The following is a 23892-nucleotide window of genomic DNA, read 5'->3' as shown; positions in this document are numbered from 1 at the left end:
CGGGATGGCGAAAATGGCCGCGAACAGTAACGGTCCGCCCCGGTTCCGTTGCAAACTTTTCGCTTACGGCTGGCGCGTCATAGGTGGCCGGCATTTTGCCGGAGAGTTGTTCATGTTCAAGGGCCGCCATTTCGACCAATCAGTAATCCTGCTGTGCGTGCGCTGGTATCTTGCCTATGGCCTGAGCCTACGCGACCTGAAGGAAATGATGGCGGAGCGCGGCGTCGGAGTCGACCATTCGACGATCCATCGCTGGGTCGTTCACTTCTCGCCCTGGCTGCTGGAGCGCTTTAATCGGCGCAAGTGCGCCGTGACCAGAAAATGGCATTTCGACGAGACCTACATCAAGGTTCACGGAAAGTGGATGTATCTTTATCGCGCGATTGACAGCGCCGGCGACACCGTCGAGTTCTGGTTCAGCAAACACCGGGACCTGCCGGCGGCCAAGCGGTTTTTCCATAAAGCGCTTAGCCGCCATGGCCGGCCCGAGCGGGTCGTCATTGACGGCAGCCAGACCAACCGTGAGGCGATTGTCTTCTGCGATACCGAGAACCGACTGCGCCATCTCTCCCGGCGCGCTTCGAAGCGGATTCGCATCCGCAAGAGCCGATACCTCAACAACTGCATCGAGCAGGATCATCGGCGTATCAAACGCCGGGTACGGCCGATGCTCGGTTTCAAGTCATTCGCAAGTGCCACTGCAACCCTGGCCGGAGTCGAGATGATCCACATGATGCGCAAACGACAGGCGAGGTACGCCTACAATCCGAACCCGTCGATTGCTGAACAGTTTGAAATCATCGCTGCGGCGTGAAGCCCTTAACGCCCGGCAGTTTCTGTACCCGGACGAAAATTTGCAACAGAACCGGACGACAGGCTTGTGACCGGCCTGCTGAAGCCGGCGGAACGGCATGATCGGGAGAAGGTGACCTCACGCGCCCGCTTGAAGATGCCGTTGCGGTCCCTTCGACCGCGATTTATCTTCACGTAAGCCCCTGCGCGATGAGCGAGAATGCCGAGATCGTGCCGATCGCTTCAGCATAACTTCCGGCGGTGAATGCAACTTCCGTAGTGCCCTTACGCGAGATGGTGGGCAGCAGACAGGCGGCGTCGGCGAACAACTGCTTGTTAAACGTTACTGCGACCTGTAGCGGCGGTCGGCATGGAGCATGGGGCTGTTGACCTGCGGCCCCCTCGACAGCTGCCTTTACTTTCAGCTCAATCAACTTGCACGAAGCTTGTGGCGAAAGGCTGCGGACCGCGCTGGCGCCGAGCGCTGTCTTAGTTTCGATCACCCGTGTATTCGGGAATTGCTCCCGGATTTCCCGGCCCAGCCGATCATCGCCGCTTACAGCGAGAAGCGGCACGCCAATTTCGGCAGCATGGCCGGCGAAAAGGGTCGGCTCCCCCACCACAACGCCGTTCATTTCGATGCGGCTGAAGGCCAGCCCACTTATCGTGTGGGCAAGCACGCCCAGGTGTCCGGCGGCCGCATGGAAACCGATTAGCACGACGCCGGCATCATCCTCACGAACCCCCTCGATCATTGAAAGGGGACGTGGCTTTCCTGCAACAAGCATTGCACGCGGGTCGAGTTCGTTGGCCATCATGTTGCGCATGGGGCCGTGGGAGTCCGCGACCGTCACCTCGCTTGCCCCAGCGGCGAAGGCACCACGTATGGCGGCATTGGCTTCTTCAGTCATCAGTCGTCGCGCGGTCTCATATTCCGGGTTACCGCGCTGACCTTGTACAGCTTCGCACACGCCGGCTACGCCCTCGATGTCCACTGAAATGAAGATCTTCATGTCTGCCTCTCGCTAATTTCCAGTGGGGCGGTATCCGCCTGCTCCTGCTTGTCTAGCGCTGCCCAAAGTTTGCGCAATGCCGGTCGCCGCGAATCGCGCATGCGGTAGAGCCTTATTTCCAACTGCACCTGCCATTCCAGGCCTCCGACGCTTACCATCTCGCCGCGTTCAACGGCGTCACGCGCGCAGCTTTCGGGCAGGAGCGTCAGCGCGCCGTATCTGACCGCCATGCGCTTCAACACTTCCGAGGTCGGGCTCTCGCCCAGCCGCTGCATCATCAAGCCTTGTCCCTGACGCCTGCCGAGAAGCAGCTTTTCTACCTCCGCGAAGTAGCCATCGGGCGAATAGCCCATATACGGGAATGTAGCGCCCCCGCCAGCGCGAGTAGGGTCGTGTAGGGCGCGACCCTGATTATCTACTGGGGAAACCAGAACCATCGGCTCGTCGGCAAGAACCCGGGAATCGAAACGGGAGGCTTCAAACAGCAACGGAACGTCCGTATGTGCGTATTGCAAAACGAGATCTGTTTCGCCCTCGGCAAGGTGGTGGACCATGTCGTGAAAGTTTTCCGTGAAGATATGCGTCGTTAGATGGCCAGTTTCCGATTCCAGCCCGTGCAGCCAGCCGGGGATGAAGTTGAGGTTGAGGGTAGTGGCGGCAGCGATTCTCAAGTCCGGTCGGTTGACATGCAATCGCTCTTGGAACTGGGCCCGCTCCGTATAGAGCGCCGCGATGACGTCTTCTGCGGTCTCGCGAAAGGCGCGGCCTTCCGCCGTCAATGTAACCGGATATGTCCGTCGGTCGAATAGCGAAGCGCCTAACCAGCTTTCCAGCGCCCGAATTCGGCGGCTGAAAGCCGGCTGTGTGACGTTGCGCTCTTCAGATGCTCGGGAGAAGTTTCGCGTCTGTGCAAGCGCCAGAAAGTCTTCCAGCCATTTCATGTCCATACCGGAAATCGATCATGCTTTTCGAGTCTGCACAAGAAGTGGGTTATGCCTATTGTGCATAGTTTATACCAAAACGGCGTTGGCCAGAGCACGCCGCGACCGCTTCACTTGTACGTAACACGCCGAAAGAAGCGTCCAGAAAGATCGCGGCAGGCTGTCGGGGTCTTCCGGTGGGGAAGGAACGTGGAATGGACGCAAAGAACCTGCTCGACATCAAAGGCCTCAATGTCTGCTTTGGCCATGGCGAGTATGCTCTGCAGGCCGTCCGCGGGCTGGACCTGCACGTGAAGAAGGGCGAAACCGTCGCGATCGTTGGCGAATCCGGCTCCGGGAAATCCGTGAGCGCGCTTTCGGTCATGCGTCTGGTGGAATTCGGCGGCGGCCGGATCGTAGGCGGAAGCATCGCATTCAGGACCCGCGAGAACAGCGTGATCGATATCGGCAGCCTGGATCCGGAGCAGGCTCGTCTGATGCGTGGCAACGAGATCGCCATGATTTTTCAAGAGCCGATGACGTCCCTCAACCCGGTCTTCACCATTGGCGACCAGATCATAGAGGCCATCGTCACCCATCAGAGAAAGAGCCGATCTGATGCTGCCGCCGTGGCTCTCGAAACGCTGAACCGGGTGCGCATACCCGATGCCGTCCAGGCCATGAAGCGCCACCCGCACCAGCTTTCCGGTGGCATGCGGCAGCGGGTGATGATCGCGATGGCCCTTTCCTGCCGGCCTCAACTTCTTATCGCGGATGAGCCGACCACAGCGCTCGATGTGACAATCCAGGCGCAGATCCTTCGGCTAATCCGAGAGTTGCAGGATCAGCAGGCGATGTCTGTCCTGTTTATTACACACGACATGGGCGTCGTTGCCGAAGTCGCGGATCGTGTCGTCGTGATGTACCGCGGCGAGAAGGTGGAGGAAGGAGATGTGGAGACGGTTTTCCGCGCTCCGCAGCATGCCTATACGCGTGCGCTCCTTAAGGCCGTTCCGCATCTGGGCGCGATGAAAGGGACGGATAACCCCGTGCCTTTTCCAGTACCGGGCGACGATGAAGCATCTGAACAGAGCGTACCGGTGCAGGCGATCGACTACACGCAAGACCCGCTTCTTTCCGTCCATGGCCTGACGACACGTTTCGACATAGGCCAGGGCCTTTTCGGTCGCGTGACGAAGCGGGTGCATGCGGTGGAGCATCTCAACCTCGACCTCTGGCCAGGCGAAACACTGGGGCTGGTGGGCGAGTCTGGCTGCGGGAAATCCACCACCGGCCGATCTATCCTCCGCCTCGTCGAGGCGGAAGCAACGAAGCTCCGGTTTAACGGCGAAGACCTGTCTGGCCTGTCAAAGCATGACCTGCGGAAGCTCCGGCGGCAAATCCAGTTTGTGTTCCAGGACCCATACGCCTCACTGAATCCACGGCTGACCGTCGGGTACTCCATTTCCGAGCCAATGCTCCTCCACGGTCTGGAGAATAGGCAAAGCGCTTTCGACAAGGCGGTTTGGCTTCTTGAGCAGGTGGGACTTAAGGCCGAGCACGCCAATCGCTATCCGCACGCCTTCTCAGGCGGTCAGCGCCAGCGCATCGCCATTGCGCGCGCGCTGGGCACCGACCCAAAATTAATTATCGCAGACGAGGCCGTCTCGGCGCTGGACGTCTCAGTGCAGGCCCAAGTGATTAACCTGCTCATGGACTTGCAGAAGCGCTTTGGCATCGCCTATCTCTTCATATCGCACGACATGGCTGTAGTGGAGCGCGTCAGCCACCGCGTCGCGGTGATGTATCTCGGCCAGATCGTGGAAACGGGTCCGCGGCGGGCGGTCTTCGAAGATCCACGCCACCCCTACACCCAGCGGCTTATGGCGGCTGCCCCAATGCCTGACCCTCGAATGCGGGACCGTGATCGTGCGCTGATAACGGGCGAGGTACCAAGCCCCGTCCACCCCATCGGCAACCCTCCGCCCATCAACGAAATGATAGAAGTGGGTGCCGGCCACTACGTCGCGCGTCAGCGCACCACACCGCAATCACAGGCAATCCGCGCCGCTTGATGCGAAAAATGCAATGACTGCAGCAATCCTGGGAGGATAAGACATGACGTTCTTCAAACGCGCCGCCTACAGCGCAGCACTGCTTGCCAGTAGCATTCTGGCTACTCCGGCCATGACCGCAGATTTGGCTATTGCGATGGATCAGATCTTCCAGAAGATGGATCCACATAACTCCAACTACAATGTGGATTACTCAGCGGCCAGCGGCGTCCTTGAGCGCTTGATCGGCTTCGACCACAATATGAAGCTGGTGCCGCAGTTAGCGACGAGTTGGGAAGGCAGCGACGACGCGAAGACCTTTACTTTCAAGCTGCGCGAAGGCGTGACGTTTCACGACGGGACGGATTTCAACGCGGCTGCTGTGAAGGCCAATTTCGACCGTCTCGCGGATCAGTCGCAAAATCTTGCCAAGAACAGCCTTTTCAAGGTCGTGGACACAGTGGAGACCCCGGACGACACCACGGTGGTCCTCAAGCTGAGGGAGCCCTTTGGTGCAATGATCAATACCGTGGCTCATCCCTCCGTGGTGATCCACAGCCCCAAGGCGTTGGAAGAGATGGGGAAGGGCGTCGAAAAGCATCCCGTCGGCACCGGGCCTTTCAAGTTCAAGCAGTGGATTCCGGGCGAGCGGCTGGTCCTGGAAAAGAACGAGGACTACTGGGACAGTGAATGGCCGAAGGTCGAACAGGTAACATTCTATCCCGTCACCGAAAGCTCAACCCGCGTCTCAATGCTGCTTTCCGACGAGGTCCAGTTCATCCACGTTCTGCCGGCCGAGCTTGCCGAATCGGTGGAGGCGAGCGGCGATTATGAAGTGCTGGAAGTGCCAGGCATCACTGTCTGGACGGCAGCCATGAACATGCTCAAGGAGCATTTCAAGGATGAGCGGGTGCGCCGTGCCTTTAATCTGGCGGTCGACCAGGAGGCTTTTGTAGACGTGGTTTATTCGGGTCACGGCGTGGTGCCGGATTCGCCGATTGCACCCGACACCCGCTTCTACGAAAGCCAGCAGCCACCACGCACCGACATTGATGAAGCGCGCCGCCTGATGAACGAAGCCGGCCACGAAGATGGCCTGGACGTCACCATCTGGGGCATCAACAACTCCACCGGCGTGCGCATGTTGCAGTTCCTGCAGCAGCAGCTCTCTCAGATCAATGTGCGGGCAAAAATCGTTCCCATGGAAGGTGCGACACGCTCAGAGAAGGTATTCTCCTCAATGGTGCCTGAGAACGCCGAGTTCGATATGCTGCTCGGCGGCTGGTCCCCCTCCACAGGTGACGCCGATTGGCACCTGCGCCCGGTCTATGCGACAGAGGGCTGGATTCCGAAGATCTACAATATGGCCTTTTATTCCAACGAGACGGTGGACAAGGCGATCCAGGACGCCCTCAACACCGCCGACCCGGAGAAGCGGCGTGAGGCCTATTCGGTTGCGCAGAAGCAGATATGGAAGGACGAGCCCGCCGTCTGGCTTGCGATCGAGAACAAGATGGCAGGCCGGAAGGCGGGGCTTACCGGCGTGTTCCAGATGCCGGACGGAACGATGCAGTTCACCAAGGCCGCATACGAATAGCCGATTGACCACGGTCCGGCGCTTGCGCCGGACCGGCACCGGATGAAAACCCATGTTGCAGTACTTTTTGCGACGGCTGGCAGCGCTCGTGCCAGTCCTCTTCCTGATCTCGATATTCGTGTTCCTCTTCATCCATGCGCTGCCGGGTGACCCGGCACGGCTGCTTGCCGGCGAATCCGCCACGCAGGAGGAAGTGGAAGCGATCCGAAAGGCGCTCAATCTGGATCGTCCGCTGTTTGCGCAGTATGTGGACTTTTTGAAGAACCTGGCCACCGGCAATTTGGGTATTTCGCTGCGCACCGGTGAGCCCGTCGCCACGATGATTGGCCGGGCGTTCATGCCCACCTTCTGGCTGTCAGTCTGCGCGCTCGCCTGGTCGGTGGTCTTTGGTCTGGTTGCGGGGGTCGTGTCAGCGGTGCGCCGCGGCAGCGCCGGAGATCACGCGGGCATGTTCTTAGCTGTCTCGGGCATTTCGATGCCCAATTTTTGGCTCGGCCTGCTTCTGATGCAGTTCTTTTCTGTCCATCTGGGCTGGCTTGGCACGAGCGGTTTCGACGAGCCGTCCGACCTCATTCTGCCTTCCATCACGCTGGGCGCAGGCGTTGCTGCCGTTATGGCCCGGTTCACCCGCTCGGCAGTCATCGATGTCGCGCGAGAGGATTTTATCCGAACCGCACGCGCCAAGGGCCTGCGCGAGCGCATTGTGATCTGGAAGCACGCCCTGCGCAACGCGCTTATCCCTGTCGTCACGATGGCGGGTCTCCAGTTCGGCTTTCTACTCGGAGGCTCAATCGTGGTGGAGAAGGTCTTCCGTTGGCCGGGCCTTGGTTCGCTGCTGCTCGATGCCATCAACTTCCGCGACTATGCAGTCGTGCAGGCGGAGATCATGCTGTTCTCCCTACAATTCCTTCTGATCAACTTGGCGGTGGATATGCTGTACGGCTTCATCAACCCTGCCATTCGATACAAATAGGATCCGCAAATGGCTCTCGTTTCCGACGCACCGGCGGCCGGGCAGAAAACGGAAAGGATCGCGCGCTCGCCGTTTAGCGAGTTCAGGCGACGCTTCGTCACGCGCTTAGGCGCGCTCGCCGCCGGCTTTTTCTTGCTCGTCATGCTCCTGGTAGCGCTGGCCGCGCCTTGGATCCTTCCCTTTGGTCCTGACGAGTTCGACTACAAGAACACACTAAGTGCCCCCTCCGCCATTCACTGGGCAGGTACGGATGAATTTGGTCGCGACATCTTTGCCCGCATCCTCAACGGAGCGAAGCTTTCGATGTTCATCGGCTTCGTGTCGGTGACCATCGGCGCCGTCATCGGTGTCATCGCCGGGCTTCTGGCGGGGTATTATGGCGGCTGGCTCGATTCGATCGTGATGCGTGTTGCCGACGTGCTTTTCGCATTTCCGGGTATCCTGCTTGCCATCGGCATTGTTGCGATCCTCGGTGCAGGCCTAACCAATGTCATCATAGCAGTTGCCGTTTTTAGCGTTCCTGCATTCGCACGCATCGTGCGCTCCGGTACCCTCGGCCTCAAAGAGACAACCTACGTTGAAGCAGCACGCGCTGCGGGAGCATCGAACGTCATCATCATGTTCCGTCATATCCTGCCCGGGGGTCTGGGTGCGGTCATAGTCTATTTCACCATGCGCATCGGCACTTCCATCCTGACAGCCACCAGTCTTTCGTTCATTGGGTTAGGCGTGGAACCCTCCATCGCGGAATGGGGCGCGATGCTTTCGACGGGACGCGAATACATGCTGGCTGGAAAGTGGCATCTGACCTTCTTTCCGGGTCTGGCCATCTTCCTCACTGTGCTTTGCTTCAACATACTGGGTGACGGACTGCGCGATGCGCTCGATCCGAAGCTAGACGATAATTGAGTCCAGACATGCGAGATACAATCCCACATAAGGGCTGGTGGCAATTGCCGACGGGCCCAGCTAACACGATCTGCGATATTGATGGCGTTCGCGTAGGGCACGAATCCGTTCACGCGGAGGGGGCCTGCACGGGGGTCACTGCCATACTGCCCCATGCCGGCGATTTGTACCGCCGGCCAGTGCCGGCCGCCGCCGCCATACTCAATGGATTCGGCAAAAGCATCGGTCTAGTGCAACTCATGGAACTTGGCGAGATAGAGACACCGATCCTGCTCACCAATACCTTTAGTGTGCCGGCCTGCGCGACGACCCTCATCAAGCGCGCCATTGGGCAGAACCCGAAGATCGGCCGGCGCAGCGCGACCGTCAATCCGCTCGTGCTCGAATGCAATGACGGACAGGTGAACGATATTCAAGCGCTAAGCGTAACGGAGATCACCGCTGAGACGGCGATTGCCAATGCAGATGGTGAATTCAACCAGGGCACCGTCGGTGCGGGTAGCGGCATGAAAACTTTCGGCTTTGCCGGAGGGGTCGGGTCCGCCTCACGGCAGGTCAAGCTTTCCGGCGACAGCATCTACTCGGTGGGGGCGCTCGTTCTTTCAAACTTCGGACAGCAAGCAGATCTGCGGGTGTTCGGCCGCCTTTTTCCCGACACGCCTCGCGCGGACCTTGATGATGAGGACATGGGCTCCATCATCATCGTCATGGCGACAGACGCACCAATGGACTCGCGCCAACTTGGCCGCCTGTCTCGCCGGAGCGGTGCGGCGCTCGGTCGCCTCGGCAGCTATCTCGGGCATCAAAGCGGCGATATTGCGCTGGCCTTTTCGACCGCGAACGTTTTCGAACGCGACAGCGCCAACACCCACGCCACACTTCGGCTTTGCGAAAGCCGCATGAATGCCTTCTTCAAGGCGGCGGTAGAGGCGACAGAGGAGGCGATCCTCAACGCCCTCTGGCATGCCACTCCAATGTCGGCCTATGACGGCAGCCTCCTGCCGTCCTTCCGCACGCACCTGACACCAAAGGAGGATACGCCCGCTATGCCCGGCTGACATGACCGTGAGTAACTCGGCATTGGCGGAATTTTTTTGCATGAGCACAATGGGCGCAACGAGAACGGGGGCGCCTTCATGCTGGGCATCTTGGGTGGGATGGGGCCGCTTGCAACCGTAGATTTCATGCGCAAGTTGACGCTGGCGACCAGGGCTGAACGCGATCAGGACCACTTGCCCGTCATCGTGTGGAACGTGCCGCAGATCCCGGACCGAACGGCGGCGATCATGGGAACCGGGCCCTCGCCCTATCCAGGACTCGCACAGGCAGCCCGATGTCTGAAGGAGCTGGGTGCACAGCGTTGCGTCATGCCCTGCAACACCGCCCATCACTGGGTCGAGGAGCTGGAACGCGAAGTCCGGCTTCCTTTCGTTCATATCGCGGATGCTGTGATCGCGCGACTGCGCGCGAATGGAATCAAGCCGGCAGATCGGGTTGTCGTATTATCGACCCGGGGCACGATCCAATCCGGTTTCTACCGCACCCGCCTAAGCGCTGCCGGCTTCATGCAACACCAGCCAACAGACGCCCAGGGCTGCCTTATCGACGCGGTGATCGGCTACGTGAAAGCCGGGCGCCTTGGGCAAGCCACAGATGTATTGCGAGATGTGGTGGAAACACTCATTGCGGACGGCGCGCAATGGATTGTGCTCGCTTGTACCGAATTGCCTCTCGTTGCCCCGAAAAGCAAAGGCCTCGTCGATGCTACGCAGGCCCTGGCCGAGGAGGCGGTCTTGCGGATGATTGCCGACGGCGAGCGGTTAGCTTCTGCAAATTCCCTGGCTACAAACAAAAAGGAGAACAGGCGTGAAGCACAAGGTGCCATGGGCGCTAGCGTTGCACGGCGGCGCGGGCACGATGTTGCCCGGGAAGATGCCTGAAGCGGAACAAGTGCACTTTTATCAAGGTCTTGCCGGCGCCCTTAGCTGCGGAAGAAAAGTGTTGCAAAACGGCGGGGAAGCGGTCGAGGCGGTCGAGCAAACCGTCGTCGCCCTTGAGGAAAACCGGCTGTTCAACGCTGGCAGTGGCTCCGTCCTCACCTCTGAGGCGACCGTCGAAATGGACGCGGCCATCATGGATGGTTGCTCATTGAATGCTGGCGCGGTGATCGGGTTGAAGACGGTTCGCAACCCGGTGCGCCTCGCCCGCCAGGTGATGGACAAGAGTGACCATGTCGTATTGGCACTCAAGGAGCTGAAGCCTTTGCAAGACACATTGGTGCCGAGACGGCAGATCCCGCATGGTTCTTAACGGATCATCGGCGCGAACAACTGGAAAAGGCTCGCGAAGCGTCGACGGTCATGTTGGACCACAATGACGGGAAATACGGAACAGTGGGCGCCGTTGCACGCGATTTTTCGGGCAGTTTAGCCGCCGCGACCTCCACCGGCGGCATGACCAACAAGCAACCCGGCCGCGTTGGTGACGCGCCACTGATCGGTGCGGGTACCTATGCCGGTAATCGGAGCTGTGCCGTCTCCGCTACAGGTCATGGCGAGATGTTCATTCGCCTCACGGTCGCACGCGATATAGCCGCAATGGTCGAATACCTGGGCTTGGACCTCGCCGAAGCAGTGAGTCGAAAGCTTCTGGTCGAGTTGCCGGAGGTGGGCGGCGCCGGCGGCGTCATTGCAGTCGGGACGACCGGGCATCCAGTCCTTACCTTCAACACTCTGGGAATGTACCGTGCGTCCCAGTGCGAAGGAGAAGAGCCCTTCATTCGTATTTTCGCCGACTGAGAATTTGCGCGAGACCACTGCGTCGTCAAATCCGGATGCCAGCAGAATCTCCACTGAGCGGCAACGTCCACCATGACGAGCTTACGAATGGCCGTTAGGTGACGCCATGGGCGCTGTGTCGGACCCGGAGCGGAATGGCAGCTTGTTGGTGACTTCGTTCCCGATAGCTGCCATTCCGTTTCGGCCCCTCAGTGGCCGTTGAGCCTTTTCATCTCAAGGATCTACACCCCAAAAGTGCCGGGACATCTAGTCGAGATCGGTCTGGATCCAACGCGGCGAATGGTGGACGTCTATCGTCTGTAAGCGCCCTTGTCCCAAATTTTCGAACCGGTGTGGGATGCCGGCCGGGCCAAACACAACCTGACCGGCAGTCGCGTCGAGAACTGTGTCTCCAACGAAAAAGCGGGCCCGACCCTCGGTCACGACAAACACCTCGTCATAGGGATGCACGTGAAGACGTGGGCCTTCGCCAGTGCGGTCGGTACCGTAAGCGAGCACGGTCACCGGTGCCCCGACTGCTTCACCCGGCAAAGAGCCACGCCAGGGACCTTCAGCACCTGGGTCGAAAAGCGTTGCCTGAGCAGGCGCCCTTCCGCTTGGCCTGATCGAATTGACGTCGAAATCATTGCGCGTCATGTCATCTCTCGCGAATGGTCCATCTCTGTATCTCGCAGTTCAGTATGAAGTCCGCCCGGCGTATCCAGGGCCGCGACCCGAATAGTCCTGCATCGCGTTCCAATCTCTGGATATCTGGCGGCAAAGCGCACTATCTGGTCGTCCCATCCTTCCGACGTCGAGGGTTCATGCGCTGTTCAGATGGAGGATGTTGCCGTCAGGGTCCTTGAACCAGACCATCTTAAACCCGTTCGCGTCGTGGACCCCGTCCTTGTATGACACGCCCTCCATCTCATAGCGCTCGAACGTCACACCCTTGGCACTCAGGTCGGCAACGATGGCGTCGATATCTGGTCCGCAGTCCCACACCACGGCATTGGCCTTGTTGGTGCCGGACAATTCCGAAGGATAGACGACGAGATACGTCGCACCCGTCTTGTAGACCAGCACGCCTTCCATGCCTTCGTCGTTGAGTTCCAGTCCCAGCATATCACTGTAGAAACGCCTCGCCCGATCGATGTCGCTCACCGCGACAATTGCCGAGGAAGACTTGTCGTTGAGTGCATTCATGGAATGTCTCCTTGATTGACATCCGAAGGACGCGCATGAACTGCTTCGGTTCCGACACCCGGGAGGGAGGTCTCGGCAAATATGCAGAAGGTGGCACAAACGAACGAGGCTGCATCGGAGAAGCCAAATGTCCGCTATTCGCCTCCCGGCGCCGAAAGCTGACGGTCAACTTACGGGCAGGAACGCGCCGCATTCTGGTCATTCGCGGCGTACTTGCCGATTTCTAAAAGCGGGCAGTCTCTCGGCGGCAACTTGGGCCCGGCGGCACACCTGCCAGTTGCGAATGGCGACGCAGGGTAAGCGCGACGAAGTCCCGCAGTCGTTCCGGTCGGTAGTTGTTGAAGAAAGATCTTTTGCCGACGTGCACGAACCGGTCTTCTATGGTTCGGATGTCGATGCGGCCCATGACGCTGTAGTCGAACTGTTCCTTGCGAAGGATCAGCGTGCCGATACGATCTCGGCGACTGATGAGGCGCTTCGGCGGTTGCGCGCCGTGCTGGACGCGCATTTGACTGCAGATGGTGTGCTCTTTGACTCGCGCGCCTGGATCGTGACTGCGCGTTGGGCAAGGAGTCGGTGAAGCCGCGGTCCCGGCCTGCGGTCGGTGGACATCGCGCCGTGTAATGCTAGCTCCCCTATGCTGCTCGGCCGCTTCGTCAGATTGACCCTGAGAGCTGTCGTTTCGCTTCCGACCCGAACCGCTTGCAAGTTCCAGGTTCAATTCTGCCCAACGGCGATACGTGTCTAAAAGCGATGCAATATTCCCGGGGGAATACTCCTGGGAACCAGCCGAAGCGATCCGTGCTGGCCCTTCGCTAATATCGGTAGGGCGATCTGGCAGAATGCGCAGCTTATCTGGATGGTGTGCCTGGGGCCCTGAGTAGCGACGATTGCTTCAGACGGTGTGCTCATCAACTTGCTGGCGTGGACTGTTGCCGCCCATCGGAAGCCCACCTCTCGGAGCGGATCGTGAATGTTGTTCTACTGCTACTAAACAGCAGGTCCTTAAAGTCCGGCATGCATATCGCGGAATAGTCTCGGCGCCACGCCAAAACGGCGCTCGAAGGCTTCCGAAAGACACGCAGCCGGGGACAGGCCGACTTGCGCTGCCACCGTTTTGAGCGAAAGGCCGCGTGAGAGCAGCATGCGTTCAGCGTCGAGCCGGGCTGTTTCGATGAACCGGGCAGGAGTCTCTCCTGTCGCTGCCGAATCTGAAACGTGCGCTCGGTCAGGCCGGCGCGATCCGCCAGCGAGGGCACGTTCAGCGGCCCGTCGAGATTTGCCTATATCCATCCGATCAGGTCGGCAAACGCGCTGTCGCCTTTGACCTGCGCTTTGAGGACCGGACTGAACTGGGATTGGTAGCCGGGGCGCCGGGCATAGAGGATCAGCCGTTTCGCGACCTCTCCGGCGACAGTGGCGTCGAGGTCGTTGGCGATCATCGTCAGCGCCATGTCGATGCCGGTGGTCACGCCGGCCGACGTCCACAACCGCCCGTCGACCACGTAGAGCGCATCCGGATCGACGGTGATGGCCGGAAAGGTCTCGGCAAGCGGTCTGCAGGAATCCCAGTGGTTCACAATGCGATAGCCGTCGAGCAGGCCTAGCGCGGCGAGAAGGAAGCCGCCGCTGCAGACGGACCCGAAGCGTTGGGCCTTCGCGGCCAGGCTCGGAAGCGCTGCGCGAAGGGCGACGCCGACGGGTCGACGCTCGAGCACAATGTCGAGATGTTCCGGCTGCTCGGGGGTGGCGCGATGGGCGACATGGGCAAACCGCTTCCCGCCTCGCGGCTCGCGATCCTGCCCGCCACGTCGCACACCGCGCTGATCGGCCAGGCCGACCTTATGATGGAGTTCTCGGACCGTTCCTGGCCGGCGAGACGCCCAAGGGCTGGGTTGACTGAGATCTCGCTGGCGCGCCGTTGTCGTTCCACGGACGGGAGCTTACGCCCGAATGACTGACTGAAAACTTTATCGGGTGTGTCGGGAGGCGGTACGATCGTTCGTCTTAAGAAAGTAGCCCCGCCAATGCGCCAGGAAGACGGGATGCTGCCAAAGCCCAAGTTCCCTCCGCAGATGCGGTGTAGGTAAATAGCCCCAAGTACCGAGGAGATTGGATATGACCAAACTTGTGCCCTGCCTGTGGTTTGACCATGGCGAAGCAAGTAAGGCGGCGGAGTTCTATGCCGCCACCTTTCCGGACAGTCATGTGGATCGGGTGAATGCGTCCGCATCCGACTATCCCGGCGGCAAGGAAGGCAATGAACTGACCGTCGAGTTCACGGTGCTCGGTCAGTCGTTTCTGGGCCTGAACGGCGGTCCGAATTTCAAGGCAAACGAATCCGTCAGCTTCATGGTGCTGACCGAAGACCAGGAAGAGACCGACCGCTACTGGAACGCAATCGTCGGAAACGGTGGCGCGGAGAGCGCCTGCGGCTGGTGCAGGGACCGCTGGGGCTTTTCCTGGCAGATCACGCCGAAGCGGCTGATGGAACTGACGACCAGTGCCGACCGCGCCAAGGCCAAGCGTGCCTTCGAGGCGATGATGACGATGAAGAAGATTGATATAGCTGCGCTGGAGGCAGCAGTAGGCTAACCCGCCCAAGGCAATGACGCCTTTGGTGAGCTCAATGAATGGAGATGATCATGCCCAGCACTGTCAAACTGCACCGGGTCTTCGCTACCAAGCCCGAGAAGGTCTACCGCGCATTTGTCGAGCCTGACGCGGTTGCGAACTGGCTCCCGCCCTTCGGTTTTACCTGTACGGTCCATGAGCTTGAGGCGAAGGAAGGCGGCAAGCACAGAATGTCCTTCCGAAACTTCACGACCGGGCAAAGCCATTCCTTCGGCGGCACATATCTGAAACTCGTTCCCGGCGAGACGCTCGTCTATAGCGATGTGTTCGATGATCCGAACCTTCCGGGCGAAATGAAAGTGACGGTCACCCTGAAGGCCGTTTCAGTCGGAACGGAAGTGAGCATCGAGCAGGAAGGCATTCCGGATGTGATCCCGCGCGAAGCCTGCTACCTCGGCTGGCAGGAATCCCTGCGTAAGCTTGCCAAGCTCGTCGAGCCCGAAATCACGCAATAAGCCGTCGGCGAGATCTCATCCAACTGAGACAACAAGGAACCAGAAATGACCAACCAGCAGATCACTGTTGCCACCACGATCGCCGCGCCGGTCGAACGCGTCTGGGAAGCCTACACGACGCCGGCTGAGATCACGCAGTGGAACTTCGCTTCCGACGACTGGTGCTGCCCGAGTGCCGAGGCCGACCTGAGGGTGGGCGGCGCCTACAAGGCGCGCATGGAAGCCAAGGACGGCAGCTTCGGCTTCGATTTCGACGCTGTCTACGAAGAGGTCGAGCCGTACAAGGCGATCACATTGGCCATGAACGACGGGCGCAAGGCGCGTACAACTTTCGAAGACGCAGGGGAGGGTACGAATGTGGCGATCACATTCGATGCGGAGACGCAGAACTCCATCGAGATGCAGCGCGACGGCTGGCAGGCGATCCTGAACAATTTCGGGAGCTATGTTCAAGGCTGAGTTGACCGGCGTTACCCCATCTCCCGCCATCCGTCAGCATGTGGGCTGAAGTATTAGATCGGTGGCATCCGGGGCCGCTTGGCGGCTTCGGATACTCCCTAGCTTGCTGTTCGGGAGTTTTCGCGTCACATTATATGCATGGCTGCGGATCAGTGCGGAACTCGGTTCCCCGTGCTCGGCGTGGGTGCAGAAACCAGGCCGATGCGCCTGCCGGCTACCGCGGCTTCTCTCGCCATCGCTAAGCCGCTGTCGCGCCGCGCTGACCCGCTCGTCCCGATGCAGGGACGCCATAAACTCCATATCATGATGTCCTCTTTGCCTGTGGCTTTCACGGATAATGAAGGCGAAGGCCATCCAGGATGGCGGCAAGTCGCTGGCTGGCGCTGCCCGGCCGACTATGCACCTCGGCGAGATGCTCAAGATGGCCCGATATCGTCGTGCGTGCCAGGCACGCAGAATGGCCGCCACGTCGGCAAAGTACTTGTAGAGCGTCGCACGTCCGATCCCTGCCTTTTCGGCAATCAGCAAGTGTCGGCGAGGCCTTGGCGGTAGATCCTTAATCACCCCCATGATTGATTCACAAAAGCTTCATTTGGGCGACATTCCGCTGAAGCACTAATTGCCTACACGCCCCCCATCGACAGCAAATTTAATGATGGGTAGCAATCATGAGAATTCTGACAGCTCTGCTGACGGCCATATTCATGGCTTTCGGCGCCGTCTCCGCAAATGCGGATGACCGGCCGGACCTGGTGGTGGCGGTGAACGGGCTGCCAGGCAGTCTGGAGTCTATCGAGGAGATGGGCAATGTAGCCGTCCGCATCACCTACTCCATGTTCGACCCTCTGATCCGCCGCAATTTTCTGGCAAATGAAGAGGGCTCGTCGTCCGAGCTTATTCCCGGCATCGCCGAAAGCTGGACGAAGATAGACGACCGCACTGTCGAGCTGAAGCTGCGCGAAGGCGTCAAGTTTCACAATGGTGACGAGGTCACCTCCGACGATGTGGTGTTCTCGCTAAATCCCGGGCGCGGCCACGGCTACAACCCGCTGATCGGCTCCGCCCGCCGCCTGATGCTGACCCTGTCGCACGTCGAGCCGATCGACAAATACACCGTGCGCATCGTGTCCAAGGAGCCCGACGTGCTGTTCGAGCAGCGCCTCGCCGGCTATGCAATGTGGATCGTTAACGCGCGCGAATACATGCTGAAGGGCAAGGACGCCTTTGCCCGTAACCCGGTCGGCACCGGCCCCTACAAGATGGACGAGTGGGTGGACGGCGAGTATATTCGGCTGGTCGCGCACGACGACTATTTCGGCGGCAAGCCCACGGCAAAGTCGATCACCTTCAGGGCCGTGCCGGAAGTCTCCGCGCGCATCGCCGGCCTCGTCTCCGGCGAGTACGACATCATCGTCAACGTCCCGCCGGACCAGGTGCCGGTGCTTGAGGGCTATGATGACGTCGCCGTCAAGCAAGTGGTGCTCGACAACACGCACGTGCTCGTGTTCTTCCCCATCGGGCCGCTGGCCGACAGCCGCGTTCGCCGCGCGCTGTCCCTTTCCATCGACCGCGACCTACTGCGTGAAGCGCTCTGGGGCGACAAGAACTACACGCCGAACGGCCATCAGCTTCCCTCCTACGGCCTTTACCTGGCCAATTATCCGGATTTCGCCTACGATCCCGAGGCAGCCAGGGAGCTCCTGGAGGAAGCCGGCTACAATGGCGAGGAAATCGTCTATAAGATGCCGCTCAATTACTACCTGCTTTCGCTGGAAGCGGCACAGGCTATGCAGCAGATGTGGCAGGAGGTCGGCCTCAATGTGAAGCTGGAGCCGGTGGAGAACTGGACCCAGGTCACGGACCCGAATGCGCCGGTCCACGTCCGCCCCTGGTCCAACACGCACCGCATTCCCGACCCGCTCGGCTCCTTCGTGCCGCAATGGGGTAAGGCTTCCGGCATCCAGAACAACAACGACCTGCCGGAACGTTCGTGGAAGGCGCCCGCGCGCTTCAACGAGCTGCAGGACGTCCTGACTTCCTCGACCTCCACCGAGGAGCGAAAGCAGGCCTACCGCGAGGCGCTCGACATCTGGAACGAGGAAGCGCCCGGCACGATGCTCTACAACCCGCTGGAAACCTATGCGGTGAAGGCGGACATCCAGTGGCGCCCCGTGTCGCTCTACTACATGGATTTCCGTCCGGAGAATCTGCAGTTCGGCAGCGCCGCCAGCAACTGACGCACGTTCAACCCAACCCCACACAGCAGCGTTTCCGACGCTGCTGCGTGAAGGATATTCCATGCCGTTACTCCAGGTTTCCGATCTCGAAGTGACCATCGCCGCCCGTTCCGGCGAAGCCGTCAAACCGGTGCGCAATGGCAGCTTCAGCGTCACCGCCGGCGAGACGCTGGCGCTGGTGGGCGAGTCGGGGTGCGGCAAGTCCATCACCTGCTTTGCCGTGGCCGGGCTTCTGCCGAAGCGCGCCAACATCAGTGCCGGCAGCGTGATGCTCGACGGCCGCGAACTGGCGGTACTCGACCGCAAGGCCATGCGGCTCGTGCGGCGTCGCGACATCGCATTCGTCTTTCAGGATGCGACCAACGGGCTCAACCCCGTCAAACCCATCGGCTGGCAGATCGCCGAGGCCGTCCGGCTGCGCGAGGGTGCCTCGTGGAAAGCCTCGCATGCACGTGCACTGGACCTGTTGAGGCGCGTCGGCATGCCGGAGCCGAAACGCCGCATGCGCGAGTTCCCGCACCAGCTTTCCGGCGGCATGAACCAGCGGGCCATGATCGCGCTGGCCATTGCCGGCAGCCCCAAGCTCCTGATCGCCGATGAGGCAACCACCGCCCTCGACGTGACGATCCAGGCGCAGATCATGGCGCTGATCGCCGATCTGCAGCGGGAGATCGGCATGGCGGTCCTGCTGGTCACCCATGATCTCGGCCTCGTTGCCGAATATGCCGACCATGTCGCCGTCATGTATGCCGGTCGCGTGGTGGAGCGCGCCGACGTGGAGTCGCTTTTCGCAACACCCCGGCACCCCTACGCCCGCGGTCTGCTCGACGCGCTGCCGCGTGTCGACCGCGTCTCGAGGGAACTGGCCATCATCGAGGGGCAGGTGCCGCCGATCAACGCCATGCCCGCCGGCTGCGCCTTCGCGCCGCGCTGCGCCCGGGCGCTGCCGCGCTGCCGTGCGGAGGCCCCGGTTATGCTAGGCGGGTCCGACCACGCGTTCTCCTGTTTCAATTCCCTGCCTGAAAGGGAGGCGGCATGAGCAGCCTTGTCATCGAAAAGGCGGAAATCGGGACGCCGCGACACCGCGATGCCGTGTCGTCACCCACCCTGCTTGCAGCCGAGAACCTCAGCCGCTCCTTTGTCTACCGCCGCGGGAGCTTGTTGCGGCGCGAGGCCCGCTTCCGCGCCGTCGACGACGTCTCGCTCACCCTGCGCGAGGGTGAGACGCTGGGCATCGTCGGTGAATCGGGCTGCGGCAAGTCCACGCTTGGCCGCCTTTTGAGCGGGCTGGCACGCCCGGACGCGGGTTCGGCCACCTTTGCGGACCTTTCCCTCTCCTCGCTTTCCGGCCAGGCCTGGCGTGCCAGCCGGCGCGACATACAGGTAATCTTCCAGGACACCGCTGGCTCGCTCGACCCTCGTCTCCCGATCGAGGAGCAGGTGCGCGAGCCGCTTGACCTGCACGCCATCGGCACGCCCGAAAGCCGCGTTCAAGCGGCACAGGAAATGCTCGATGCCGTCCGGCTCGGCCGGCACATGTGGGGCTCCGTGCCGGGCGAGCTTTCGGGCGGGCAGCAGCAGCGCGTGGTTATTGCCCGCGCGCTTATACTCAAGCCGCGTCTGCTTGTCTGCGACGAGCCGGTGGCCGCTCTGGACGTGTCGATCCAGGCGCAGATCATTTCCATTCTCCAGGACATGCGGTCGCGGCTCGGCCTCTCCATGATCTTCATCTCACACGATCTCGGCATCGTGCGTCACATCGCCGATCATGTGGCCATCATGTATCTCGGCCAGATCGTGGAAAGCGGGCCGTCCGAGACGGTTTTCTCAGATCCTGCCCATCCCTATACGCGCGCGCTGATCTCCGCCGTGCCGGTCCCGGACCCGAAAAGACGGCGCCAGCGTCGGCTGCTTTCGGGCGACCCGCCCAGCCCGCACACGCCGCCGCCCGGTTGCCGCTTCCACACGCGCTGTCCGCTGAAGGTGGAGCGCTGCACGAGCGAGGAGCCGCGCCTGACCCTGCAAGGCGCGCACGGCGTGGCCTGCCACTTCGCGGAGGTCGCCCCTTGAGACCGACATATCTCCTCTGGAAGACGCTGCGCGCCATCCTCACAATGTGGCTGGTTGTTACCTTCGTGTTCTTCGTCCTGCGCCTCACGGGAGACCCTGTCGCCCAGCTTCTGCCTGATGACGTCGACCAGAACACGATCGATTTCTACCGCCACCTCTGGGGGCTCGATCAGCCGATCCTCGTGCAGTACTGGCGCTATATGGTGGCCCTCACCCAGGGCGATTTCGGCATCTCCTTCCGCGACAATCAGGATGCGCTGCAACTGGTGCTGTCGCGCCTGCCCAAGACCGCGCTTCTGGGGTTTGTCTCGCTCGTCTTTGCGCTCGTCTTCGGCATTCCCCTCGGCGTGATCGCCGCGCTCAAGAAGGACACCGCCGTCGACCGCTTCGTGGTCGGGTTCGCCGTTTTCGGCTTCAGCCTGCCGAACTTCTTTCTCGGCATTCTGCTTATCCTCGCCTTCTCGCTGCATCTGCGCATCCTGCCCTCGTCCGGTTCCGACAGCTGGCAGCATCTCATCATGCCGGCCTTCACGCTGGGCACCGCCTTCGGCGCGCAGATCGCCCGCTACACGCGCTCGGCCATGATCGACGTGCTGAACAAGCCCTACATGCGCACCGCCGAATCCAAGGGGGCGGGCGACCTCCTGCGGCTTTACCGCCATGCGCTGCCCAACGCGGCCATCCCGCTGATCACCATCATCGGGCTGAAGATGGGGGAATTGATCGGCAGCGCCGTGATCACCGAAAATGTGTTCGCCTGGCCGGGCATCGGCCGGCTGCTTACCTTCTCCGTCGCCGCTCGCGACCTGGCGGTGGTGCAATGCATCCTCATGATTATCGCGCTCACCATGGTCGTTTCCAATCTCGTGGTCGACATTCTCTATGGGTGGCTGGACCCGCGCATCCGCGCGGACGGCACGCCGGAGGCGGCGCGATGAGCGCCGTCAGCGATACCGCCGCCGCCGTCCCTCGCCGCACGAAGACGGACCGCATCCGGCGTCTCACCACGGGCATGCCGGTCAGCGTTCGGCTATCGCTGGTCGTCCTGGTCATCATGGCCTTGGTCACCGTTTTCGCGCGCTGGCTGATACCCTTCGAGTTCGACCAGATGGACCTGCGGGCGCGGCTGGCGCCGCCCTTTCCGCTCGAGGGTTTCGACTGGACACATCCGCTGGGGACGGACAAGCTGGGGCGCGATGTCCTCTCGCGTCTCATGATCGCCACCCAGACCTCCATCCTCCTTGCCCTGCTGGGGACGCTCATCGGTGCCGTTCTGGGAACGCTCCTCGGCTTTGTCGCCGCGCACTTCCGCGGCTGGGTCGACGAAGCCATTTCCACACTGGTTGACTTTCAGGCGGCCATGCCGTGGTTCATCATCGCCCTAGCCATTCTGGCGTTCATGGGCAATTCCATGCTCGTCTTCCTCCTTCTCATGGGGCTCTACGGCTGGGAGCGCTATGCGCGCATCACGCGAGGACTGGTGTTCGCGGCGCGCGAGCAGGGCTATGCGCGCGCGGTAGAGGCGCTCGGCGGCCGGCCGGCCGTCATCTACCGCCGGCACGTTCTGCCCAACATCATGTCGCCGCTGATCGTGCAGCTGACGATCAACTTCCCCGAGACGATCCTGTTCGAAACGTCTCTGTCCTTCCTGGGACTCGGCATCCGCCCGCCCATGACCTCTCTCGGCCAGATGCTCGGCGAAGGACGTGACTACCTGGTCACCGCGTGGTGGTTGGCCGTCATACCCGGCACCATCATTTTTCTCACAACCCTGTCCATGTCGATCTTCGGCGACTGGCTCAGGACCCGCTTCGATCCCTCGTTACAGGACTGATTCAATGACAGGAAAAAAGGTGCTGGGCTCCGGCCTCAATCTCACATCGCTAGCCAACTGCGATATGACCGCACTCGACCGGATGCTCGCCGCTTACGCGCAGATCGGCTGCAGCCACGTGGAGGTGAGCGCGCGCCGGCTCGACATGATCGCCGGCGGCCGCATCATCGAACAGCGCGTCGAAGCGGTGGCGGAGATCCTGTCGCACTATGAGATGACGCCGGTCCTGCACGCCAATCACGTGATCAACTTCATGGACCGTCCCAATCACGCCATGCACTGGGCCGTGGCCGAGGCGTCCGTGAAGCTTGCCGAACGCATGAAGATGCCGTCCATCGTCATCCATTCGGGTCATGCGCCCGCCGATGTGTGGCTTGCCTCCAGAAAGACGCTGATCGAGCAGGAGCGCGAGGATCTGAAGCGCCTGTCCGATCTCGCCGGAATAGCCGGAACGCAACTGGCGCTCGAAAACCTGATCGCCGATCCCAAGGGCAAGAAGGTGTGCTCGGGCGCTGATCCGCGCGCGGTGGCGGAGCAGATCGTGGCTGTCGATCACCCCGCGCTCGGCGGCTGTCTGGATTTCGGCCACGCCTTCCTCTCGGCCCCCGTCCTCGGTTTCGATTTCCTTGCGGCGGTGGCCGATTTCTCCGAGCAGGTCTGGCATCTGCACCTGCACGACAATTGCGGCATCCCGGACACCGGCGCCGTCGGTGACAGCGGCGACCGCGTGGCCATGGGCGTCGGCGATCTGCACATGCCGATGGGCTGGGGCCGCATTCTATGGGAGGAGGTTCTGCCGTCCATGCGGCTGCGCCAGGGCACCTACGCCATGATCGAACTGCAAGGCCGCTATCGCGGCGTCGAGGCCATGGTGGCCGACACGGCGCAGCGTTTTGCCGACTATTGGAATGGCGATATCGATCTCGAAACCGCGCTCGGAGGCGATGCACGGAAGGAAGCGGCAGAATGAGCGCGATAACGCATGTAGGCTTCAACGCCGCCGATTTCGGCCTGTCGGGCGATCTCGACGGCCTCGACCACCGCATCGCCGAGCAGGTGGAAATGGGCGCGACGGTCTGCGAGATCGCGGCCTGGCGGCTTGATGCCGTGGCCGCCTGCCGGCTGATCCCGAACCGGGTGTCGGCGCTTAAGGCCGTGCTGCAACGACATTCGATCCGCTACACGATGCATGCGCCCATTCCGGTCAACCTCATGGACGAGGCGCATTTCGACCTTCAGTACCGCGCCGCCGAGGCCAGCCTGGAATTGGCTAGCGAATGCAACGCCGACACGGTGGTGTTTCATCCGGGCCGTGTCCATCCTTCCGTGTGGGTGGACCGCTCGCGCCAGCTCCTTTCCCGAGAGGCGGAAGCTCTGGCAATGCTGGGAGACCGGGCGGCGTCGCTGGGAAACGTGCGCATTGCCTATGAGAATATGAGCCCCAACCGCCGCATTGTTGCGGGCACCGAAACCTCCTACGCGCTCGACCTTGCCGCCCTTGCCAATCAGCTCCGTACGGTGAACCACGAGCGTATCGTCGCGTGCCTCGATGTCAGCCACGCAAAACAGGGGGCCGGGCTTCAGGGCTACGACCTTTTCGAGCAGGTAGGTCAACTGGCGCCGTTTGTCGGCCATATCCATTTCTCCGATTCCACCGGCGTGCCCGCGACCATGCAGTGGGACAATGAAGGCGAGCGGCTTTTCTACGGCGTCGGCGACATGCATGCGCCCGGGGGATACGGCTTCATCGATTTCCAGCGGCTTGCCGGTGTGCTGTCCGTTCGTGAAGGGACGGCCGTGATCATCGAGCTGAGAGGCAACCATTACGTCCACAGCGGCGAGCGAGTTCTGGAACAGGCTCAGGACTTCGCTTCCAATGTCAACCGCGTTCAATGATGACCGGCGGCACAGGCCGTCATGCAACATCAACGATGATTGATTGGCTACGGTCTCGGCAAAGAA

At 61.1% G+C, this 23892-nt stretch carries 24 protein-coding genes and 1 pseudogene; 19 read left to right on the top strand and 6 right to left on the bottom strand.

Features of this window, described 5'->3' with window-relative positions; all coding sequences use genetic code 11:
• Positions 1 to 112: 112 nt before the first annotated feature.
• Positions 113 to 814, top strand: a complete 702-nt coding sequence (locus LY631_RS19960; protein ID WP_274427370.1) for an IS6 family transposase — start codon at positions 113 to 115, stop codon at positions 812 to 814.
• 169 nt (positions 815 to 983) lie between these two features.
• On the opposite strand, the gene LY631_RS19955 is transcribed toward LY631_RS19960, so the two are convergent.
• Complete coding sequence (locus LY631_RS19955; RefSeq protein ID WP_274427366.1) at positions 984 to 1805, bottom strand: M55 family metallopeptidase; 822 nt, start codon at positions 1803 to 1805, stop codon at positions 984 to 986.
• The gene (locus LY631_RS19950) at positions 1802 to 2752 is read right to left on the bottom strand and encodes a LysR family transcriptional regulator (RefSeq protein ID WP_274427364.1); all 951 of its coding nucleotides are present in this window, start codon (positions 2750 to 2752) and stop codon (positions 1802 to 1804) included. Before LY631_RS19950 ends, LY631_RS19955 begins: the two co-directional genes overlap by 4 nt.
• A gap of 188 nt (positions 2753 to 2940) precedes the next feature.
• Here LY631_RS19950 and LY631_RS19945 point away from each other — a divergent pair, with 188 nt between their 5' ends.
• The 7 genes and pseudogenes from LY631_RS19945 (at position 2941) to LY631_RS20550 (ending at position 11056) form a co-directional block, all read left to right on the top strand.
• Positions 2941 to 4800 carry an ABC transporter ATP-binding protein gene (locus LY631_RS19945; RefSeq protein ID WP_274427363.1) on the top strand — a complete coding sequence of 620 codons (1860 nt, stop codon included), beginning with the start codon at positions 2941 to 2943 and terminating at the stop codon, positions 4798 to 4800.
• 43 nt (positions 4801 to 4843) lie between these two features.
• Positions 4844 to 6376, top strand: coding sequence for an ABC transporter substrate-binding protein (locus LY631_RS19940; protein ID WP_274427362.1), 1533 nt, complete (start codon positions 4844 to 4846; stop codon positions 6374 to 6376).
• Positions 6377 to 6428: 52 nt separating this feature from the next.
• Positions 6429 to 7349 carry an ABC transporter permease subunit gene (locus LY631_RS19935; protein WP_274427361.1) on the top strand — a complete coding sequence of 307 codons (921 nt, stop codon included), beginning with the start codon at positions 6429 to 6431 and terminating at the stop codon, positions 7347 to 7349.
• Positions 7350 to 7358: 9 nt separating this feature from the next.
• Positions 7359 to 8258 carry an ABC transporter permease subunit gene (locus tag LY631_RS19930; RefSeq protein WP_274427359.1) on the top strand — a complete coding sequence of 300 codons (900 nt, stop codon included), beginning with the start codon at positions 7359 to 7361 and terminating at the stop codon, positions 8256 to 8258.
• A gap of 8 nt (positions 8259 to 8266) precedes the next feature.
• Positions 8267 to 9316, top strand: a complete 1050-nt coding sequence (locus tag LY631_RS19925; RefSeq protein ID WP_274427358.1) for a DmpA family aminopeptidase — start codon at positions 8267 to 8269, stop codon at positions 9314 to 9316.
• Positions 9317 to 9394: 78 nt separating this feature from the next.
• Entirely contained in the window at positions 9395 to 10198 is an 804-nt protein-coding gene (locus LY631_RS19920) for an aspartate/glutamate racemase family protein (RefSeq protein WP_274427356.1), read from the top strand.
• Positions 10176 to 11056 (top strand): annotated as a pseudogene (locus LY631_RS20550) (isoaspartyl peptidase/L-asparaginase family protein). The gene LY631_RS19920 and the pseudogene LY631_RS20550 overlap by 23 nt, the downstream one beginning before the upstream one ends.
• A gap of 246 nt (positions 11057 to 11302) precedes the next feature.
• Here the strand turns inward: LY631_RS20550 and LY631_RS19905 are convergent.
• The gene (locus LY631_RS19905) at positions 11303 to 11692 is read right to left on the bottom strand and encodes a cupin domain-containing protein (protein WP_274427352.1); all 390 of its coding nucleotides are present in this window, start codon (positions 11690 to 11692) and stop codon (positions 11303 to 11305) included.
• 165 nt (positions 11693 to 11857) lie between these two features.
• Positions 11858 to 12241 carry a VOC family protein gene (locus LY631_RS19900; protein ID WP_274427350.1) on the bottom strand — a complete coding sequence of 128 codons (384 nt, stop codon included), beginning with the start codon at positions 12239 to 12241 and terminating at the stop codon, positions 11858 to 11860.
• Between the two features lie 283 nt (positions 12242 to 12524).
• Here LY631_RS19900 and LY631_RS19895 point away from each other — a divergent pair, with 283 nt between their 5' ends.
• Positions 12525 to 12821, top strand: a complete 297-nt coding sequence (locus tag LY631_RS19895; protein WP_274427349.1) for a hypothetical protein — start codon at positions 12525 to 12527, stop codon at positions 12819 to 12821.
• A gap of 425 nt (positions 12822 to 13246) precedes the next feature.
• Here the strand turns inward: LY631_RS19895 and LY631_RS20380 are convergent, their stop codons facing one another.
• Both LY631_RS20380 and LY631_RS19890 read right to left on the bottom strand, forming a co-directional pair.
• Positions 13247 to 13387 carry a hypothetical protein gene (locus LY631_RS20380; RefSeq protein WP_338000452.1) on the bottom strand — a complete coding sequence of 47 codons (141 nt, stop codon included), beginning with the start codon at positions 13385 to 13387 and terminating at the stop codon, positions 13247 to 13249.
• A 137-nt stretch (positions 13388 to 13524) separates the two neighbouring features.
• Positions 13525 to 14058 carry a DJ-1/PfpI family protein gene (locus LY631_RS19890; RefSeq protein WP_274427347.1) on the bottom strand — a complete coding sequence of 178 codons (534 nt, stop codon included), beginning with the start codon at positions 14056 to 14058 and terminating at the stop codon, positions 13525 to 13527.
• Positions 14059 to 14359: 301 nt separating this feature from the next.
• On the opposite strand from LY631_RS19890, the gene LY631_RS19885 reads away from it, so the two are divergent.
• From LY631_RS19885 to LY631_RS19840, 10 genes are all read left to right on the top strand, one after another.
• Positions 14360 to 14836: a VOC family protein gene (locus tag LY631_RS19885; RefSeq protein ID WP_274427345.1), complete on the top strand. Its 477-nt coding sequence runs from the start codon at positions 14360 to 14362 to the stop codon at positions 14834 to 14836.
• Positions 14837 to 14886: 50 nt separating this feature from the next.
• Positions 14887 to 15330: an SRPBCC family protein gene (locus tag LY631_RS19880; RefSeq protein WP_274427343.1), complete on the top strand. Its 444-nt coding sequence runs from the start codon at positions 14887 to 14889 to the stop codon at positions 15328 to 15330.
• A gap of 45 nt (positions 15331 to 15375) precedes the next feature.
• Positions 15376 to 15789: an SRPBCC family protein gene (locus LY631_RS19875; RefSeq protein ID WP_274427342.1), complete on the top strand. Its 414-nt coding sequence runs from the start codon at positions 15376 to 15378 to the stop codon at positions 15787 to 15789.
• Between the two features lie 668 nt (positions 15790 to 16457).
• Positions 16458 to 18026, top strand: a complete 1569-nt coding sequence (locus LY631_RS19870; RefSeq protein ID WP_274427341.1) for an ABC transporter substrate-binding protein — start codon at positions 16458 to 16460, stop codon at positions 18024 to 18026.
• 61 nt (positions 18027 to 18087) lie between these two features.
• The gene (locus LY631_RS19865) at positions 18088 to 19065 is read left to right on the top strand and encodes an ABC transporter ATP-binding protein (RefSeq protein WP_274427340.1); all 978 of its coding nucleotides are present in this window, start codon (positions 18088 to 18090) and stop codon (positions 19063 to 19065) included.
• Entirely contained in the window at positions 19062 to 20096 is a 1035-nt protein-coding gene (locus LY631_RS19860) for an ABC transporter ATP-binding protein (protein ID WP_274427339.1), read from the top strand. The genes LY631_RS19865 and LY631_RS19860 overlap by 4 nt, the downstream gene beginning before the upstream one ends.
• Positions 20093 to 21034 (top strand): ABC transporter permease, encoded by a 942-nt coding sequence (locus tag LY631_RS19855; RefSeq protein ID WP_274427338.1) that lies wholly within the window; start codon positions 20093 to 20095, stop codon positions 21032 to 21034. The genes LY631_RS19860 and LY631_RS19855 overlap by 4 nt, the downstream gene beginning before the upstream one ends.
• Complete coding sequence (locus LY631_RS19850) at positions 21031 to 21930, top strand: ABC transporter permease (protein WP_274427337.1); 900 nt, start codon at positions 21031 to 21033, stop codon at positions 21928 to 21930. Before LY631_RS19855 ends, LY631_RS19850 begins: the two co-directional genes overlap by 4 nt.
• 4 nt (positions 21931 to 21934) lie before the next feature.
• Positions 21935 to 22900, top strand: coding sequence for a sugar phosphate isomerase/epimerase family protein (locus LY631_RS19845; protein WP_274427336.1), 966 nt, complete (start codon positions 21935 to 21937; stop codon positions 22898 to 22900).
• The gene (locus tag LY631_RS19840) at positions 22897 to 23826 is read left to right on the top strand and encodes a sugar phosphate isomerase/epimerase family protein (protein WP_274427335.1); all 930 of its coding nucleotides are present in this window, start codon (positions 22897 to 22899) and stop codon (positions 23824 to 23826) included. Before LY631_RS19845 ends, LY631_RS19840 begins: the two co-directional genes overlap by 4 nt.
• Positions 23827 to 23892 lie beyond the last annotated feature (66 nt).

Source organism: Chelativorans sp. YIM 93263 (assembly GCF_028767125.1).
GTDB lineage: Bacteria > Pseudomonadota > Alphaproteobacteria > Rhizobiales > Rhizobiaceae > Chelativorans.
This window is presented reverse-complemented; position numbering and strand designations above follow the sequence as displayed.

Excerpts from the sequence above, each read along its gene's own strand:
- LY631_RS19960 (WP_274427370.1), top strand. The coding sequence starts at position 113 with ATGTTCAAGGGCCGCCATTTCGACCAATCAGTAATCCTGCTGTGCGTG.
- LY631_RS19955 (WP_274427366.1), bottom strand. The coding sequence starts at position 1,805 with ATGAAGATCTTCATTTCAGTGGACATCGAGGGCGTAGCCGGCGTGTGC.
- LY631_RS19950 (WP_274427364.1), bottom strand. The coding sequence starts at position 2,752 with ATGGACATGAAATGGCTGGAAGACTTTCTGGCGCTTGCACAGACGCGA.
- LY631_RS19945 (WP_274427363.1), top strand. The coding sequence starts at position 2,941 with ATGGACGCAAAGAACCTGCTCGACATCAAAGGCCTCAATGTCTGCTTT.
- LY631_RS19940 (WP_274427362.1), top strand. The coding sequence starts at position 4,844 with ATGACGTTCTTCAAACGCGCCGCCTACAGCGCAGCACTGCTTGCCAGT.
- LY631_RS19935 (WP_274427361.1), top strand. The coding sequence starts at position 6,429 with ATGTTGCAGTACTTTTTGCGACGGCTGGCAGCGCTCGTGCCAGTCCTC.
- LY631_RS19930 (WP_274427359.1), top strand. The coding sequence starts at position 7,359 with ATGGCTCTCGTTTCCGACGCACCGGCGGCCGGGCAGAAAACGGAAAGG.
- LY631_RS19925 (WP_274427358.1), top strand. The coding sequence starts at position 8,267 with ATGCGAGATACAATCCCACATAAGGGCTGGTGGCAATTGCCGACGGGC.
- LY631_RS19920 (WP_274427356.1), top strand. The coding sequence starts at position 9,395 with ATGCTGGGCATCTTGGGTGGGATGGGGCCGCTTGCAACCGTAGATTTC.
- LY631_RS19905 (WP_274427352.1), bottom strand. The coding sequence starts at position 11,692 with ATGACGCGCAATGATTTCGACGTCAATTCGATCAGGCCAAGCGGAAGG.
- LY631_RS19900 (WP_274427350.1), bottom strand. The coding sequence starts at position 12,241 with ATGAATGCACTCAACGACAAGTCTTCCTCGGCAATTGTCGCGGTGAGC.
- LY631_RS19895 (WP_274427349.1), top strand. The coding sequence starts at position 12,525 with ATGGCGACGCAGGGTAAGCGCGACGAAGTCCCGCAGTCGTTCCGGTCG.
- LY631_RS20380 (WP_338000452.1), bottom strand. The coding sequence starts at position 13,387 with ATGCTGCTCTCACGCGGCCTTTCGCTCAAAACGGTGGCAGCGCAAGTC.
- LY631_RS19885 (WP_274427345.1), top strand. The coding sequence starts at position 14,360 with ATGACCAAACTTGTGCCCTGCCTGTGGTTTGACCATGGCGAAGCAAGT.
- LY631_RS19880 (WP_274427343.1), top strand. The coding sequence starts at position 14,887 with ATGCCCAGCACTGTCAAACTGCACCGGGTCTTCGCTACCAAGCCCGAG.
- LY631_RS19875 (WP_274427342.1), top strand. The coding sequence starts at position 15,376 with ATGACCAACCAGCAGATCACTGTTGCCACCACGATCGCCGCGCCGGTC.
- LY631_RS19870 (WP_274427341.1), top strand. The coding sequence starts at position 16,458 with ATGAGAATTCTGACAGCTCTGCTGACGGCCATATTCATGGCTTTCGGC.
- LY631_RS19865 (WP_274427340.1), top strand. The coding sequence starts at position 18,088 with ATGCCGTTACTCCAGGTTTCCGATCTCGAAGTGACCATCGCCGCCCGT.
- LY631_RS19860 (WP_274427339.1), top strand. The coding sequence starts at position 19,062 with ATGAGCAGCCTTGTCATCGAAAAGGCGGAAATCGGGACGCCGCGACAC.
- LY631_RS19850 (WP_274427337.1), top strand. The coding sequence starts at position 21,031 with ATGAGCGCCGTCAGCGATACCGCCGCCGCCGTCCCTCGCCGCACGAAG.
- LY631_RS19845 (WP_274427336.1), top strand. The coding sequence starts at position 21,935 with ATGACAGGAAAAAAGGTGCTGGGCTCCGGCCTCAATCTCACATCGCTA.
- LY631_RS19840 (WP_274427335.1), top strand. The coding sequence starts at position 22,897 with ATGAGCGCGATAACGCATGTAGGCTTCAACGCCGCCGATTTCGGCCTG.